Source organism: Amycolatopsis sp. NPDC050768, assembly GCF_040654155.1.
Lineage (GTDB): Bacteria > Actinomycetota > Actinomycetes > Mycobacteriales > Pseudonocardiaceae > Amycolatopsis.
This window is the reverse complement of the sequence record NZ_JBFAHL010000004.1, coordinates 355,464-368,866: the sequence shown is the minus strand read 5'-3', so window position 1 is coordinate 368,866 and position 13,403 is coordinate 355,464. Positions and strand designations below refer to the sequence as shown.

General features: G+C 72.6%; 13 protein-coding genes. 7 read left to right on the top strand and 6 right to left on the bottom strand.

What is annotated here, in order from left to right:
* Positions 1–59: 59 nt before the first annotated feature.
* From AB0H62_RS14865 to AB0H62_RS14855, 3 genes are all read right to left on the bottom strand, one after another.
* The gene (locus AB0H62_RS14865; RefSeq protein WP_354869891.1) at positions 60–626 is read right to left on the bottom strand and encodes a GNAT family protein; all 567 of its coding nucleotides are present in this window, start codon (positions 624–626) and stop codon (positions 60–62) included.
* A 551-nt stretch (positions 627–1,177) separates the two neighbouring features.
* Positions 1,178–1,981, bottom strand: coding sequence for a DNA-formamidopyrimidine glycosylase family protein (locus AB0H62_RS14860; protein ID WP_360586418.1), 804 nt, complete (start codon positions 1,979–1,981; stop codon positions 1,178–1,180).
* 3 nt (positions 1,982–1,984) lie between these two features.
* Positions 1,985–2,857 carry a ParA family protein gene (locus AB0H62_RS14855; protein WP_220242250.1) on the bottom strand — a complete coding sequence of 291 codons (873 nt, stop codon included), beginning with the start codon at positions 2,855–2,857 and terminating at the stop codon, positions 1,985–1,987.
* A 117-nt stretch (positions 2,858–2,974) separates the two neighbouring features.
* Here AB0H62_RS14855 and AB0H62_RS14850 point away from each other — a divergent pair, with 117 nt between their 5' ends.
* From AB0H62_RS14850 to AB0H62_RS14840, 3 genes are all read left to right on the top strand, one after another.
* Positions 2,975–3,712, top strand: a complete 738-nt coding sequence (locus tag AB0H62_RS14850) for a methyltransferase domain-containing protein (RefSeq protein ID WP_220242249.1) — start codon at positions 2,975–2,977, stop codon at positions 3,710–3,712.
* Positions 3,713–3,815: 103 nt separating this feature from the next.
* Complete coding sequence (locus tag AB0H62_RS14845) at positions 3,816–5,033, top strand: DNA polymerase IV (RefSeq protein ID WP_360586654.1); 1,218 nt, start codon at positions 3,816–3,818, stop codon at positions 5,031–5,033.
* Between the two features lie 244 nt (positions 5,034–5,277).
* A complete protein-coding gene (locus tag AB0H62_RS14840; RefSeq protein WP_220242248.1) occupies positions 5,278–5,685 on the top strand; it encodes a DUF3040 domain-containing protein in 408 nt (135 codons plus the stop codon).
* A gap of 254 nt (positions 5,686–5,939) precedes the next feature.
* Here the strand turns inward: AB0H62_RS14840 and AB0H62_RS14835 are convergent, their stop codons facing one another.
* Genes AB0H62_RS14835 through AB0H62_RS14825 form a run of 3 tightly spaced genes read right to left on the bottom strand, consistent with a single transcriptional unit; the run spans position 5,940 to position 10,771 of the window.
* On the bottom strand, positions 5,940–8,510 hold the full coding sequence (locus AB0H62_RS14835; protein ID WP_220242247.1) for a DUF3488 and transglutaminase-like domain-containing protein: 2,571 nt from the start codon (positions 8,508–8,510) through the stop codon (positions 5,940–5,942).
* Positions 8,507–9,778 (bottom strand): DUF58 domain-containing protein, encoded by a 1,272-nt coding sequence (locus AB0H62_RS14830; protein ID WP_220242246.1) that lies wholly within the window; start codon positions 9,776–9,778, stop codon positions 8,507–8,509. Before AB0H62_RS14830 ends, AB0H62_RS14835 begins: the two co-directional genes overlap by 4 nt.
* A gap of 33 nt (positions 9,779–9,811) precedes the next feature.
* Positions 9,812–10,771 carry a MoxR family ATPase gene (locus AB0H62_RS14825; protein WP_255638198.1) on the bottom strand — a complete coding sequence of 320 codons (960 nt, stop codon included), beginning with the start codon at positions 10,769–10,771 and terminating at the stop codon, positions 9,812–9,814.
* 389 nt (positions 10,772–11,160) lie between these two features.
* Between AB0H62_RS14825 and AB0H62_RS14820 the strand changes: the two genes are divergently transcribed.
* From AB0H62_RS14820 to AB0H62_RS14805, 4 genes are read left to right on the top strand one after another with little or no spacing between them, the layout of a single operon-like run.
* A complete protein-coding gene (locus AB0H62_RS14820; RefSeq protein WP_255638197.1) occupies positions 11,161–11,541 on the top strand; it encodes a hypothetical protein in 381 nt (126 codons plus the stop codon).
* Positions 11,534–12,079, top strand: coding sequence for a DUF3558 family protein (locus AB0H62_RS14815; protein ID WP_220242244.1), 546 nt, complete (start codon positions 11,534–11,536; stop codon positions 12,077–12,079). The genes AB0H62_RS14820 and AB0H62_RS14815 overlap by 8 nt, the downstream gene beginning before the upstream one ends.
* Positions 12,080–12,112: 33 nt before the next feature.
* Positions 12,113–12,679, top strand: coding sequence for a PPE domain-containing protein (locus tag AB0H62_RS14810; RefSeq protein ID WP_220242243.1), 567 nt, complete (start codon positions 12,113–12,115; stop codon positions 12,677–12,679).
* Positions 12,676–13,395 carry an ESX secretion-associated protein EspG gene (locus AB0H62_RS14805; protein WP_360586414.1) on the top strand — a complete coding sequence of 240 codons (720 nt, stop codon included), beginning with the start codon at positions 12,676–12,678 and terminating at the stop codon, positions 13,393–13,395. Before AB0H62_RS14810 ends, AB0H62_RS14805 begins: the two co-directional genes overlap by 4 nt.
* The last annotated feature ends 8 nt before the right edge of the window (positions 13,396–13,403 follow it).

The following is a 13,403-nucleotide window of genomic DNA, read 5'->3' as shown; positions in this document are numbered from 1 at the left end:
CTGGAACCCGGCCCGCCTGTGGCGCCGGTCGCCGTCGGACCCGCCGGCCTCGACACCGGTCAGCCGGTGGCGCCTTCCTTCCACTCGTCTTCGAGCATGGCGTAGACCAGTTCGTCGGTCCACTCGCCCTTGACGATCTCGTTCTCCTTCAGGTGCGCTTCCTTGCGCATCCCGAGGCGTTCCATCAGGGCGCTCGACGCGCTGTTGCGGCCGTCGCAACGCCCCACGACGCGGTGCAGGCCCAGGTCCTCGAACCCGAGGCGCAGCAGCTCTTTCGTGGCCTCCAGCGCGAGGCCGCGGCCGTGGTGGTCGGGGTGGAAGACGAACCCGATCTCGCCCTGGCGGTGCTCGGAGCTGAGGTACTCGAGGTTCAGGTCGCCGATCAGCTGGCCGGTCTCGGCGAGTTCGACCGCGACGGCGAGGAACTGGCCCTCCTGGGTCAGCGAGGAGCTGTGCACGCGCTTCGCGAGGGCGGCGGCGGATTCGGCCCGGCTGCGCGGTCCCCAGTAGAGGTAGCGGGCGACGTCGGCCCGGGACTGGAAGGAGTTCAGCGCGTCGAGGTCCTCGAGCTTGAACGGGCGCAGGAGCAACCGTTCCGTCGTGATCGGGTAGTCGGGCCTGAGCATGCCGTTCAGGCTAGCCACATACGGCCGTTCGGGGTATGCGCCCGTGCCGATCGATCGGCGAAGAACGGGGATCGATCGCCGGACGGTCGCCCAGCGGGGCCCGGTGGCGAGATCTCGTATATGAAGGGGTGCTCCCGGGGTGCCTCTCGGACGCCGTCAAACGTCCGAGTCCAAGCCGGACCGGTGCTCGAAAGCCCCGGGAGCCCGGTGACTGCCTGGTATTCGCTATCAGGCAAACACGCGAAGCAGGCGATGAGCCGAAGGTGGCTCAGGTTGTATCGCTGCTCAAAGTCCCTACGCGTGCCATCCGCTAGCGGACAGCCACCTCACGAGTCCTGTGAGAATACAACTTAGGACCACCTCCTCTCTCGTGTAAGACCACGCTAACCGCGAATGCCGGTGCCCGGCAACATCATTTGGGCGAACTCACGGTTGCCTGCCTGGGATGTCCGAATCCGTTCGCCAGCCGCGAACAGCGGCCGGCGGGCAGGGGCCGGTGGACAAGCGCCGGCGGCAGCGGTCGGTTTCGCGGCCTTGTCCGGTCCGTCGGTTCAGTCCACCGGGCGCGGACCGGGCTGACAGCGCGGGCAGAACCACGTGGGCCGCCGGTGGACGCCTTCGCCCTGGTCGTGGACCTCGACCCGGCCGCCGCAGCGGAAACAGCCCTGGCGCGTGCGCTCGTAGACCCAATTGCGCCGGCCGCGGCCGAGGTCGCCGGTGGTCACCTGCTCGTGGCGCCACGCGTTGGCCAGCAGCAGCTTCCGGGCCAGCGCCACGACCTCCCTGGTGTCCACTTCGGACACCGGCGTCCACGGTGACACCTTGAGCAGGTGGCAGATCTCGACTTTGTACAGGTTGCCGACGCCGGCCATCGCGCGCTGGTCGAGCAGTGCGTCACCCAGCTCGCGGTCCGGCTGCGCGGCCAATGCGGCTGCGGCTTGCTCCGCGTGCTCGTCGCTCCACTGTGGATCGAGCAGGTCGGGACCGAGGTGCGCGACCAGGTCGTGTTCCGCCGTCGTGGGCACGAGTTTCAAGTCGTGGACGCGGAAGCCGATCGCCTGCACGTCGGCGGTCGCGAGGATCACGCGCGCGTGGTGGGCCGGGGTGCGCCAGCGGCCGCCGGCGGGGTAGATGTCCCAGCTGCCGTCCATGCGCAGGTGGCTGTGGAGCGTGAGGTCGCCGGAGAAGCGCGTGAGCAGGTGCTTGCCGACCGTCCCGACGCCGAGCACGACACGGCCCGAAAGGTCCACAGTGGCCAGTGCGGGATGGCGGAACTCCCCGCGTACCAGCGTCTTCCCGGCCAGCGCCTTGTCGAGCAGCTTGCCGGCCAGGAAGACGGTGTCGCCCTCGGGCACGGCTCAGCCCGCGGCGTCGGGCACGGTCGCCGACGGCTCGGCGGTGGTCTCGAGGGCCTCGCCCTCGTCGCCGCGCACGCGGTGACGCCCGGCGCGGTTGGACCGCAGGATCTTGGCCAGCACCATGTTGAACGTCAGCGCGATCTCCTGGGCGCCGGGGGAGTGCCACTCGTGGATCGGGCTGCACGCGCCCTGCGCCTGCTGCACGGCCAGCCGGTCGGGGATCGCCGTGGGCATCACCAGTGAGCCGAAGTTCTCACGCAGCTCGGCGACGCGGAACTGGTGCTCGTAGGAGCGCACGCGCAGCTTGTTGACCAGGACACCGATCGGGCGCAGACCCGGGTTGCTCTCCTCGCGGATGCGCTCGATGGCCTCCAGCGCGCGCTGGGCGCCCGCCACGGCGTACATCGTGGGCTCGGTGACGATCAGTGCGCTGTCGGCCGCCACGAGGGCGGACTTCGTCAGCCGGCCGAGTGACGGCGGGCAGTCGATGACCACGAGCTCGTACGGCTCTTCGCGCAGCGGGTTCTGGTGCAGCTCGTCGAGCGCGCGCGACAGGTTCTCCAGGCGCCGGCCGTCGGAGTCAGGCTCGTTGAGCAGCTCCAGCTCCTCGGTGCCGACCAGCACGTCGACCTCGTCGCTCCACACGCTGGGCGCGATCGCGCGTTCGAGGACCGCCCGCGCGGGGGTCTCGAGGACGTCGGCGAGCGTCGCGTCGGTGTAGGGCGGGTCGAGCGAGGTGGTGGCGTTGCCCTGCGGGTCGAGGTCGGCCACGAGCGTGCGGGTGCCCCTACGCAGAGCGGCCGACGCGATACCGAGCGCTACCGTCGTTTTACCGACGCCACCCTTGAGGCTGAGAACGGCGACCGTGTGCACTCGGCACAGCCTACGGGCCGCGGGCGGGGCGGGTCGCGAGGAAGGTGCCGAACACCTCTTCCGGGCAGGCCCGGGTGACGGCGGGTGACCGGCGGGCGGGCACTACCCTGTCCGACTATGAAGACGGACACCGTGGCGGCCCGGGGTTCGGGCGCCGTTCGCCGGGCGCTCGAGGCGGAGCTGCGGGCTGCCCGCGCCCGCGGCGTGGAGCAGCCCTCCGTCGTCGACGTCGGCGGCGGCAGTGGCGGCTGGGCGGTGCCGTTCGCGTCGGCGGGCTGCCTCGTGACCGTGGTCGAGCCCAATCCCAACGCGCTGGCGACGCTGCGTCGGCGCGCCGAGGAGGAGGGCGTCTCGCACCGGATCACGGTGATCGCGGACGACTCCGACGCCCTCGGCGCCCACGTCGAGGCCGGTTCGGCCGATCTCGTTCTCGCCCACGGCCTGCTCGAGGTCGTCGACGACCCGGCGGTGGCGCTCGCCGCGCTGGCCGCGGCCGTCGCACCCGGCGGGGCGCTGTCCGTGCTCGTGGCCAACCGCAACGCGGCCGTGCTGCACCGCGCGCTGGCCGGCCGGATCGCCGAGGCCCAGCGGCTGCTCGACGGCACCGACGGTGTGGTGCCCGGCGGGCGCGACACCGTGCTGCGCCGCTTCGACAGCGCCGGCCTGACCGACCTGCTGGTGGCGGCGGGCCTCGAGGTGACGCTGCTGCAGGGCGACCGCGTGATCGCCGACGTCGTGCCCGGCGAGGTGCGCGAGGACGAGCTGGCGGAGTTCGAACTGGCGGCGGCCGCGGTGCCGGCGTTGCGCGACGTGGCCGGGCGGCTGCACGCGATGGCACGGCCCGCGCAGGTCTGAACCTGCGATCTTCCGGCGCTGAGCAGGGCGTTCCCGGAATTGTCGGGGGTCCCCGGTAGCGTCGGTTCCCGTGGGGAGCAGAAACGCCGAACTGCCCAGCGGCATGGCCCGCTACCGCGTCACCACGGGTGCCGAGACGCTGCCGGACGACACCGGCTGCGGGATCCTGCACGTGGACATGGACGCGTTCTTCGTGTCGTGCGAACTGAGGACCCGGCCTGAGCTGGTGGACAAACCCGTCGTGGTGTCCGGCGGCGGGCCGCGGTCGGTGGTGGCCGCGGCCAACTACCCGGCGCGCAAGTACGGCGTGCAGTCGGCGATGCCGTTTTCCACGGCGAAACGGCTGTGCCCGCACCTGATCTGCATCACGCCCACGTCGGGGCTCTACGGCGAGGTCTCGCGGCAGGTGATGGACATCTTCCGCGAGCTGACGCCGCTCGTGGAGCCACTGAGCCTCGACGAGGCGTTCCTGGACGTGAGCGGGGCGTTGCGGCGGTTGGGGGCCACGCCCGCGCGGCTGGGCGCGCGGATCCGTTCGCGGGTGCATGCCGAGCACGGGATCACGTGCTCGGTCGGCGTCGCGAAGGTCAAGTTCGTCGCGAAGCTCGCGTCGGGGATGGCGAAGCCCGACGGGATGGTCGTGGTGCCGGCGGCCGAGACGCTGGCGTTCCTGCACCCGTTGCCGGTCTCGGCGCTGTGGGGCGTGGGGAAGCGCACCGAGGAGCAGCTGCGGGGGCAGGCGCTGCACACGATCGCCGACGTCGCCGCCGCCCCGCCCGCGCGGCTGCGGCGGTCGCTGGGCAACGCGATGGGGGAGCACCTGTGGGCGCTCGCCAACGGGCACGACGACCGCGCCGTGGTCCCCGAGGCGGCGGAGAAGTCGATCGGGGCGGAGCGGACGTTCGACGTCGACCTGCACAGCCGCGACGAGCTCGGGCTGGAGCTGCTGAGGCTGTCCGAACGGGTCGGCGCGACGCTGCGGGCGCGCGGGCTGCGCGGGCGCACGGTGTCGATCAAGGTCCGCTTCGCCGACTTCACCACGATCACTCGGGCGCGCACGCTGTACGCGGCCACGGATGTCGCGCGCGACATCCACCGGACGGCGGTCGAGCTGCTGGCCGAGCACGCCCCCACGGGTGCCGTGCGCCTGATCGGCGTGCGCGTGGAGGGCCTCGACACGGGCGAGGGCGGCGAGCAGCTCCAGTTCGCCTCCGCCGAGCCGCGCTGGCGCGATGCGGAAGTGGCCGCCGACGTGGCGAGGTCGAAGTTCGGGTCGGCCGCGGTGCGCCCGGCGTCGTTGCTGACGCCCCGCGAGACGTGAAACGCGTGGCCGATTGTGTCGTCTATTGTGTCGCCCGTTGTACCGTCACCGGGCCGTCGTGACCCAGTGTCAACCCACGTCAGTCGTGATTTCCCCCAATTCGATCCCTTCTGGATGCGGGATCGGGTAGTCGGACGCGCGTGGGGCTCGTATCCTGGACAGTGCCGCCCCGCCTGGGGCCGGCAGTTGGGTCCAGAACGTTGCGCGGCCCGGCGCCCGCGACAGCTGTGCCGGAGGAGGAAAGATGCCACTCTCCGAGCATGAGCAGCGGCTGCTCGATCAGATCGAGCGCGAGCTCTATGCCGAGGACCCCAAGTTCGCATCCACGGTGCGTGGCACCCGGTTGCGCCGCCCCGCCCGTCGACGGCGCATCCAAGGGATCGCGCTGTTCGTGGTAGGGGTAGCGCTCCTGGTGCTCGGCGTGGTGGTGCCCGTGCTGCGGGTCGCCGACATCCCGTTGATCAGCGTGCTGGGGTTCCTCGTGATGTTCTTCGGGGTCATGTTGGCGGTCACGTCGTTACGTCACGGCGACAGCGGCGGAGGCGGCAAAGACTCCGGCCGCGGCGGTGGCGGCGGCAAGGGATCGGGCGGCAAGAGCTCGTTCACGCAACGCATGGAAGAGCGCTTCCGCCAGCGCTTCGAGGAGCAGTAGCTCCCTTCGGCGACGTCGTGGGATCCGCGCTTCACCCGGCTGGGGTGGAGCGCGGATTCTCGTGTGCGCGGGTCCAGTCGAAGCCACGGTCCGGGCGTTGTCCGAGGCCTGTTCGATCGTGTACCAGCGGGTGACTCTTCGGGCCCGGGCTACGCGTGCTGGGCCGGATCGTCGTACCCCTCCCGGCTGACCCAGGACAAGCGCCGGCCCCGGTCGTCAGGGGTCGACGAGCCGGGGCCGGGAACCGCGTCAGGTCAGGAGTGGCGCCGCAGGATCGACTTCGGGAAGAGGCGCCCCCGCCAGGACAGGGGAGCCGTCGTACGCAGGCTGTGGCGGAGGCTGTCGAAGGCCGGGGCCAGTTCCGGGTCCGCCGTGGTCGCGCCGCTGTACCAAGTGCGCTCGACGGCGCCGATCACCGTGCGCAGGCTGTCGCGGCCGGAGTCGTCGAGGTGGTGGCGCTCGGCGATCTTCTGGCCGGCCACGCGGACGGTGTCGCTGTCGGCCAGCGGGAGGCCTCGGTCGGCGCACTCGGCCTTGAGCTCGCGCCACGCCGCGTCGGCGGAGCCGGGGGCGTGGGTGACGATCGCCTGGAGGTGGCGGCGGCGGGTGAAGTCGCGCAGGGCCGCCGGGCCGCCGAAGCCGACCAGGAGCAGCACGACGATCACGGCGAACCACCAAGCCACGAGACCGGCCAGGAAACCCAGCGCGGCAACGAGGAGCACGCCACCCGCCAGGGGCAGCCACAGGGCGACCTGGCTGGTGCGCGCGGCCGCGGGAGCCGGGGCGTGGACCAGGACGTCGCCATCCGGGACGGCGCCGGGCGGCAGGCCCGGAGTCGCGGTACCCGGAGCGGGCGGCCGCCGCCGCAGGACGTACGCCGTGACCACCGCCGCGGCGCCCAGGACGGCGAGCACGGCGGCGAGGATCGCGAGCCAGCCGTCGTTCGATTCGGCCGTGGCCGTGGTGGTCGGGGTGGCCTCGTTCTGGCCCTTGTCGAGGGGCGACTGCGTGGCCGGGGAGTTGGAGCGCGGCGCGGTGGGCAGATCGTCGGTGGCGTCGGGCTGCTGGGAGTTCTGGTTGTTCTGCTGCAGGTACGACGGGACGATGCCGCGGCCGTCGGCGAGCGGCGTCGGGTCGAAGCTGACCCAGCCCTTGTCGCCGAAGTACGCCTCGACCCACGCGTGCGCGTCCTGCGAGCTGATCGACTGGTAGTCGCCCTTGGGCACGCCCGGCGTGAAGCCGATGGCCACCCGCGCGGGGATGTGGGCGACGCGCAGCATCACGGCCATCGCCGACGCGTACTGCTCGCAGTAGCCGCGCTTGCCGTTCAGGATGAAGTCGGCCAGTGCGTCCGCGTCAGTGGCGTCCGCGGTCTTCGTGTCGTACACGAAACCGTTCTGCGCGCTGAAGAACTGCCACAGCGCGGTGGCCTTGTCGAAGTTGTCGGTCTTGCCCGCGATGAGCTGGTTGGTCTTCGCGACGACCCGTGGGTCCACTCGGCCGATCTGCGAGTAGAACGCCGGCACCTCGTCGGACTTCGGATCGGTGGAGCGCAGCTCGGCGGCCGTCGGTTCCTTCAGCGACGCGACCTCGGTGTAGGTCGGCGCGGACTCGCTCTTCGTGGTGAAGACGGCGCCACTGACCCGGTCGTACAGCCACTGCGGCGAAAGCCCGCGCAGCGCGCGCGGCGCACCGTAGACGGGCAGCCAGTTGTCCACCCACTGCGTGGGCTGGATCTGGATCTGCCGCGACACGCCGGTGCCGTCGTCGCCGGGCGCCGCGGGCAGGGTGCTGTTGGCGAGCACACCCGTCTGCGCCTGGCCGCCGCCGCGCAGGCCCCAGCCCTGGTTGGGCGTGTACGTGTCGAGCGTGAACGCCCGGAGGTACCGCCGGTCGTTGCCGAGGCCGCGGACTTGGAACAGCTCGGCGTTCTGACCCTGGTCGAGCAGGCCGCGCAGCTGCGTGAACGGCGCGACGCCGAACCCGCCACTGCCGTCGCCGCCCGCGCCCGAGCCGGCGCCGAAGGGGATCTTCCCGACGGTGCCCACCCACGTGATCCCGCCGCCGAGCAGACCGAGCACGACGGCCGCGCTCACCACGGCCACGGGCGCCTGCAACGCTCGCGCGCGCCCGCCCGAACCCGGCGCCTCACGGTTGCGCCAGCGCCGGTGCCGGTGGTTGCCGTCGAGGGCGAGCAGGCACGCGAACGCGGCCGCGCCGAGCAGGAACGTCCACCACGGCAGCATTTCGTCGGACAGCGCCGCCGGCACCGCGTACACGCACAGGAGGACCAGACCAGTCGCCGCCGGTGCCGCGGCGGCCACCGCGAGCGTGTCGACGAGCACCGCGACCAGCCCGATCGCGATCGTCACCAGGCAGAGGATCGGCTGCGTGCCCTCGACCGGGGGCAGCCCGGTGCGGATCTGCTCGGCCGACGCCGCGAGCGTCGCCTGCAGCTCGCCGAACGCCGTCGGCCCCGGGATGATCTTGAGGATGCCCTGCGTGGTGAACGCGCCCGTGACCAGGAACAGCAGCACCACGAGCTGGCCGAGACCGACCAGCACGGTCGGCGCGCGCAGCGAGCGCAGCGCCAGGCCGGTCGACGCGATCAGGATGACCGCCACGAACAGGTAACCGAACCACGCCCACCCGGAGACGACGCCGGTGAGCGACGTGGCCGCGCACAGCGTCGCGATGCCCGCGGCGACCGGCGGCAGGATCCCGCTCGACCACACCGGCGGTTGCGCGGCCGGCTGCCGGGTCGGCGTGTGCGGGATCGGCGGGGGAGCCTGGGAAACGGGCGGACGGGGTGCCGTCGTGGTCATCGCGCACCGCCGATCAGGGCGCCGCGGTGGGCACCCGTGCGGCACAGCTCGGCCCACGCCTGCGGCATCTGCGTCTGCGGGCCGGCGATCACGACGCCCCAGCCGTTCGCGCGCAGCAGCTCGGCGGCGTCGTTCGTGGCCGCGGCCTGGTGGTCGGACGAGCCGGACCCGGCCCAGCTCGGCGTGTCCAGCAGCACCGCGAGGCTGCGCACTCCGCGTGGGCGGTAGCGGGCCAGCTCGTGCACCGACTCCGCGCTGACCGTGCCGAGCACCGCGATGAGCTCCTGTCCTTCGGCCGGGTCGTGCCCGAGCGTCACGTCGCGCTGGTGCGCGGGCTGCAGCCCGGCCAGCGCGTCGAGCACCACGTTGTCGTAGCCTTCGCCGCCTTCACCCGGGGTGTCGGCGAGCGTGATGCCGTGTTCGGTGACCAGACGGACGCGGTGGCCGGAACGGCGCAGGTGCAGCGCGACCGAAGCCGCGAACGACACCGCCCACTCGAGACTGGCCGTGGGACCCGTGCCGTGGTGGGCGGCGGCGCGGTGGTCGACCAGCACGGTCGTGCCGCCCCGCCACGGCCGTTCCTCCACGCGCACCATGACCTCGTCACGGCGGGCGGTGGAGCGCCAGTGGACCTTCCGCATGTCGTCGCCGGTGCGGTAGTGGCGCACGATCACGTCGGGCTCACCCTGCCCGGCGTGCAGGCGCACGGTGCCGTCGTCGCCCGCGCCGACCCCGGCGCCGCCGGGCAGCCCCCACAGACCGACGACGCGGGGCACCACCACGAGCCGCGAATGCCCGATCAGCTCGCGTTCGAACTCGCACAACCCGAACGGGTCGGTGATCGTCGCGCGCAAGGGCCCCACCTGCTGGATACCGCGCAGCAACGGCTGCAGCGGGTAGCGCAGCAGCACCCGGCGGTCGTGCGGCAGCCGCTCGACCACGAACCGCGGCTTCGAGCCCAGCGCGTACGGCACGCCGTCCTCGAGCAGGACCTCGCCGCCCGGGAGCCGGCCGCTGCGCCACAGCTCGAGGTGCACCTCGCCGCTCGCGCCGACGGCCACGCGCTCCGGCCGCAGCGCCCGCGTGGCGCCGAGCCTCAGCCGGGTCGCCGAGATGAACGCCGCGACCAGCAGCGGCAGCGCCACTACGAAGACAGCGACGCGCAGCAAATCACGCTCGTTGAGCACCAGCGAGCACACGGCCGCGGCGATCCCCGCGGCCAGAAGGCAGCGGCCACGGGTGGTGAGGCCGGACAGTGCACGCAGCATGCGGTTCTCGGATTCGGGTAAGGGGATCGCCGGTCAGCGGGTGCCGGTGGAGCCCTGGGGGACGGGGACGCGGTGCAGCACAGCGCGGACCACGTCGGTCGCCGAGCGGCGGGCGGCGTGCGCCTCGGTGGTGAGCACGAGCCGGTGCGCCAGCACGGGCACGGCGACCGTGTGCAGGTCGTCCGGCACCACGTACTCGCGGCCCGACAGCGCCGCCTGCGCCCGAGCGGCGCGGACCAGGTGCAGCGTCGCGCGCGGCGAGGCGCCCAGCCGGATCTCCGGCACCTGCCGCGTCGCGGAGACCAGGTCCACGGCGTAGCGGCGGACCTCGGGCGCCATGTGCACCGCGCGCACGGTCTCGATGAGCCGCTGCACGGTCGCGCCGTCGGACACCGCCGACAGCTCGGCCAGCGGGTTGTGGCCCGCGTGCTCGTCGACCATGGCCAGCTCGGCCTGCTGGTCGGGGTAGCCGATCGACACCCGCGCGGTGAAGCGGTCGCGCTGGGCCTCGGGCAGGGCGTAGGTGCCCTCCATCTCGATCGGGTTCTGCGTGGCGATCACCATGAACGGCGCGCCGAGCAGGTACGTGCTCGTGTCGACCGTGACCTGGTGCTCTTCCATGCACTCGAGCAGCGCCGACTGCGTCTTCGGCGAGGCGCGGTTGATCTCGTCGCCCACCACGATGTTCGCGAACACCGGGCCCGGCCGGAACTCGAACTCGCCGGTCTGGCGGTTGTAGATCGACACGCCGGTGACGTCGCTCGGCAGCAGGTCGGGGGTGAACTGCACGCGGCTCACGGTGCAGTCGATCGACCGCGCGAGCGCCTTGGCCAGCGAGGTCTTGCCGACACCCGGTACGTCCTCCACGAGCAGGTGACCCTCGGCGAGGAGGGTCACCAGCGCGATCCGGATGACGTCGGGCTTGCCGACCAGTACGCGTTCGACGTTGGCGGCGATCCGGCGGGCCGTGTCGTGCAGCTCGTCGAGGGACACTCTCGGGGCGTACCCGTTGCCTCGCCCGTTCGGGGCATCCGCCGAGGGGTAGGGCGGCTGCCCGGCCCCGCCGCCCTGCGGTCCGGCAGCGGTGGCGGACTGGATTCTCGACGTCACTCGTCCTCCTGGTGGCGCATGGCTGTGCGGCTTCCACCGGCTCCGCCGGGTCGCTCGCTGTCCACGCAGCGATCAGCCTTCCATCCAGTGTGTCAAACTCGGGCGAACTCGGCGCCGGAACCCCGCGAACGGCCGCCGATGACTCTCCGGTAATGCCCTCCGTCCACCGTTCGGGTGTACGGAGCCGCATTTTCGGGTGCTCCCGCTGACGGACTGCTCTCACGTATGCTCCGAATCCGAGGTCGCTCGACTACGGAGAGGCGTAACCGCTCATGAGCGAGGTGGGGGCCGCACCGCTGCCCGACGTTCCGGGCCTGACGAGTTCGGGATCCGGCTCCGGCCGGTTCGCGGTGGCGCCGGAGCTGGCGACGGCCACCTACACGAAGCTCGGCGAGCTGCAGGACGTGGTGGGCGAGATGGTCCGCGAAGCCAACGTCCTGGGTCGGTCGGTGCCGCTCGGCAGCGGGTACGCCGGTGAGGTCGGCACATTCATGGCGCAGTACGGCTTCGGCCGAGACGGGTCGGCGGTCGCGCAGCTGATCGCGTTCGGCAAGCAGATCGAGAACCTCAAGGAACGCATCGCGAGCGCGTTGAAAAAGTACCAGCGCGAGGACGACGCGGCGGCCGACGGCGTGGACTGCGCCGGTGGCTGAGCCCGTGCGCAAGCTCCTGCTGCTCGTGCCGGTCGTCCCGGCCCTCGTCGTGCTCGCCGCGTGCGGCCGCCCGGTGACCCCGAAGGCGGTCGCGGCCGACGGCGGCCCGGAACCCGCGCCGTCGAGCGCGGCCCACGCGACGCTGGCAGACCTGGACCCGTGCGCGCTGCTCTCGCCGAGCGACCGCTCGAGCGCGGGGCTCACCGAGCTGGGCAAGCCGAAGACGATCGGCGAGGCGCGCGCGTGCGACTGGACCGTGCCCTCGACGTTCGGCGTCACGGTCACGCTCGACGAGAGCGCCGGGCTCGCCAACCTCGACGTCTCCCACGGCACCCGCACCAAGAAGAAGGTCGGCGCGCACCAGGCACTGCAGGTAGCGGACAAGAAGGCCGCCGCCGGCACGTGCGCCGTGCTGCTCGGCGTCGGCGACTCCGCGAGCGTGCAGGTGGACGTGAGCAACGCGAGCTTCTCCGACACCACGCTGGCGTGCTCCCGCGCGACGACCGTCGCCGGGCTGGTCGAGCCGAAGCTGCCCTGAGCTTTCCCGAACCCGTCAACCGGAAGGTGTGCCGTGTCCGCAGCCGTGCCCGAGCCGACGGCCCGTTACGAGTCCTTCAGTCACGAAGCGCTGGCGGCGCAAGTCGAGCACGGCAACGACCCCGTCGCGGCCGGCCAGGCCGGGGCGCGCTGGACCGAGCTGGCGCGCAGGTTCGAGGACTCGACCGCGTCACTGGCCGCGTTGTCGGCGGGCAGCCAGGAGACGTGGGAAGGCGAGGCGGGCGACGCGATGCGCGCGGTGCTCGCGCGGGCGGCCGGCTGGCTCGGGGAGTCCGCCGCCGTGTCCACTGTGGTCGGTGACTCGGTGGCAGGGCAGGCCGACGTCGCGGCGCGGGCGCGGGCCGAGATGCCGCCGCCCGTCGAATTCGACCCGGCGGCGATGATCCGCTCGGCCGCCGCGAGCGGCAACGTCCTGGAGCTCGCCGGGTTGTCCTTCGCGATGGACGCGCGCCGCGCGGAAGCCGAAGCGGCGCGGCAGAAGGCGATCGACGTCGTGCGCACCCGCGATACGGCGTTGCACGGGCTGGTGCCGGGCATCGCGTTCCCGGACACCCCGGCGCTGGGCTCGGGGCCGGCTTGATCCGGCTCTCCGCGTCGGCCTTCGACGTGGTGTGGCACGACCTCGGGCTCGGCCACGTGCCGGTGCCCCTGGCGGTGCCCGGCGTCGGCGCGACGGAGGCCGAGCGCGCGGCCGTGCGCGCCGAGGTCTACCGCGGCCTGACCGACCGCGGCCTCTTCGACGGGCAGCTCGCGCCCGAGCTGGAGAACCGGCTGCGGCTGCTGGACAGCGGTTCGCGCTACGTCGCGTGCGAAGCCCTGGTGGACATGACGGCCGACACGCCGTTCCGCGCCGTGACCGCCGTGCGCGGACGCAGCGGAGTGCTGGCGGTGCAGCCGGAACGGACGATCGGGCTCAGCGGGATCCGTGAGGGGGAGCTCGTGTCGGCGCTCGTCGAGGTGCTGCCGGCGCTGTCCGCCGGGCCCGGGTTCGGCGTGAGCCTGCCGGCTTCGGGGTGGGATTCGACGTCTTCCGCGACCTCGGCTTCGACGGCGCGCCAGACCGAGGAGGTCGCCGCGATCCAGGCGCGGCCGGTGTTCGCGGCGGGGCAGTTCGGCGTCTACAGGCGGGGCAGCGGCGGGCGGATCGAGCGCTGCGGCGGGCTGACCTGGTTCGACACCGACGTGGGCGCGTACTCCGCCGGCGTGTCGAGCGGGCGGGGTGGGCAGGACTGGGTGAACGTCGCACCGGTCGACGGGCCGCGCTTGGTCGAGCGGGTGCTGGCGCTGTTCGGCTGAGCCGCCGG

What these genes read in the sequence shown, in the direction of transcription:
- AB0H62_RS14830 (WP_220242246.1), bottom strand. Translation starts at nt 9,778, where the DNA reads ATGCTGCGTGCACTGTCCGGCCTCACCACCCGTGGCCGCTGCCTTCTG.
- AB0H62_RS14835 (WP_220242247.1), bottom strand. Translation starts at nt 8,510, where the DNA reads ATGACCACGACGGCACCCCGTCCGCCCGTTTCCCAGGCTCCCCCGCCG.
- AB0H62_RS14850 (WP_220242249.1), top strand. Translation starts at nt 2,975, where the DNA reads ATGAAGACGGACACCGTGGCGGCCCGGGGTTCGGGCGCCGTTCGCCGG.
- AB0H62_RS14840 (WP_220242248.1), top strand. Translation starts at nt 5,278, where the DNA reads ATGCCACTCTCCGAGCATGAGCAGCGGCTGCTCGATCAGATCGAGCGC.
- AB0H62_RS14845 (WP_360586654.1), top strand. Translation starts at nt 3,816, where the DNA reads ATGGCCCGCTACCGCGTCACCACGGGTGCCGAGACGCTGCCGGACGAC.
- AB0H62_RS14865 (WP_354869891.1), bottom strand. Translation starts at nt 626, where the DNA reads ATGCTCAGGCCCGACTACCCGATCACGACGGAACGGTTGCTCCTGCGC.
- AB0H62_RS14820 (WP_255638197.1), top strand. Translation starts at nt 11,161, where the DNA reads ATGAGCGAGGTGGGGGCCGCACCGCTGCCCGACGTTCCGGGCCTGACG.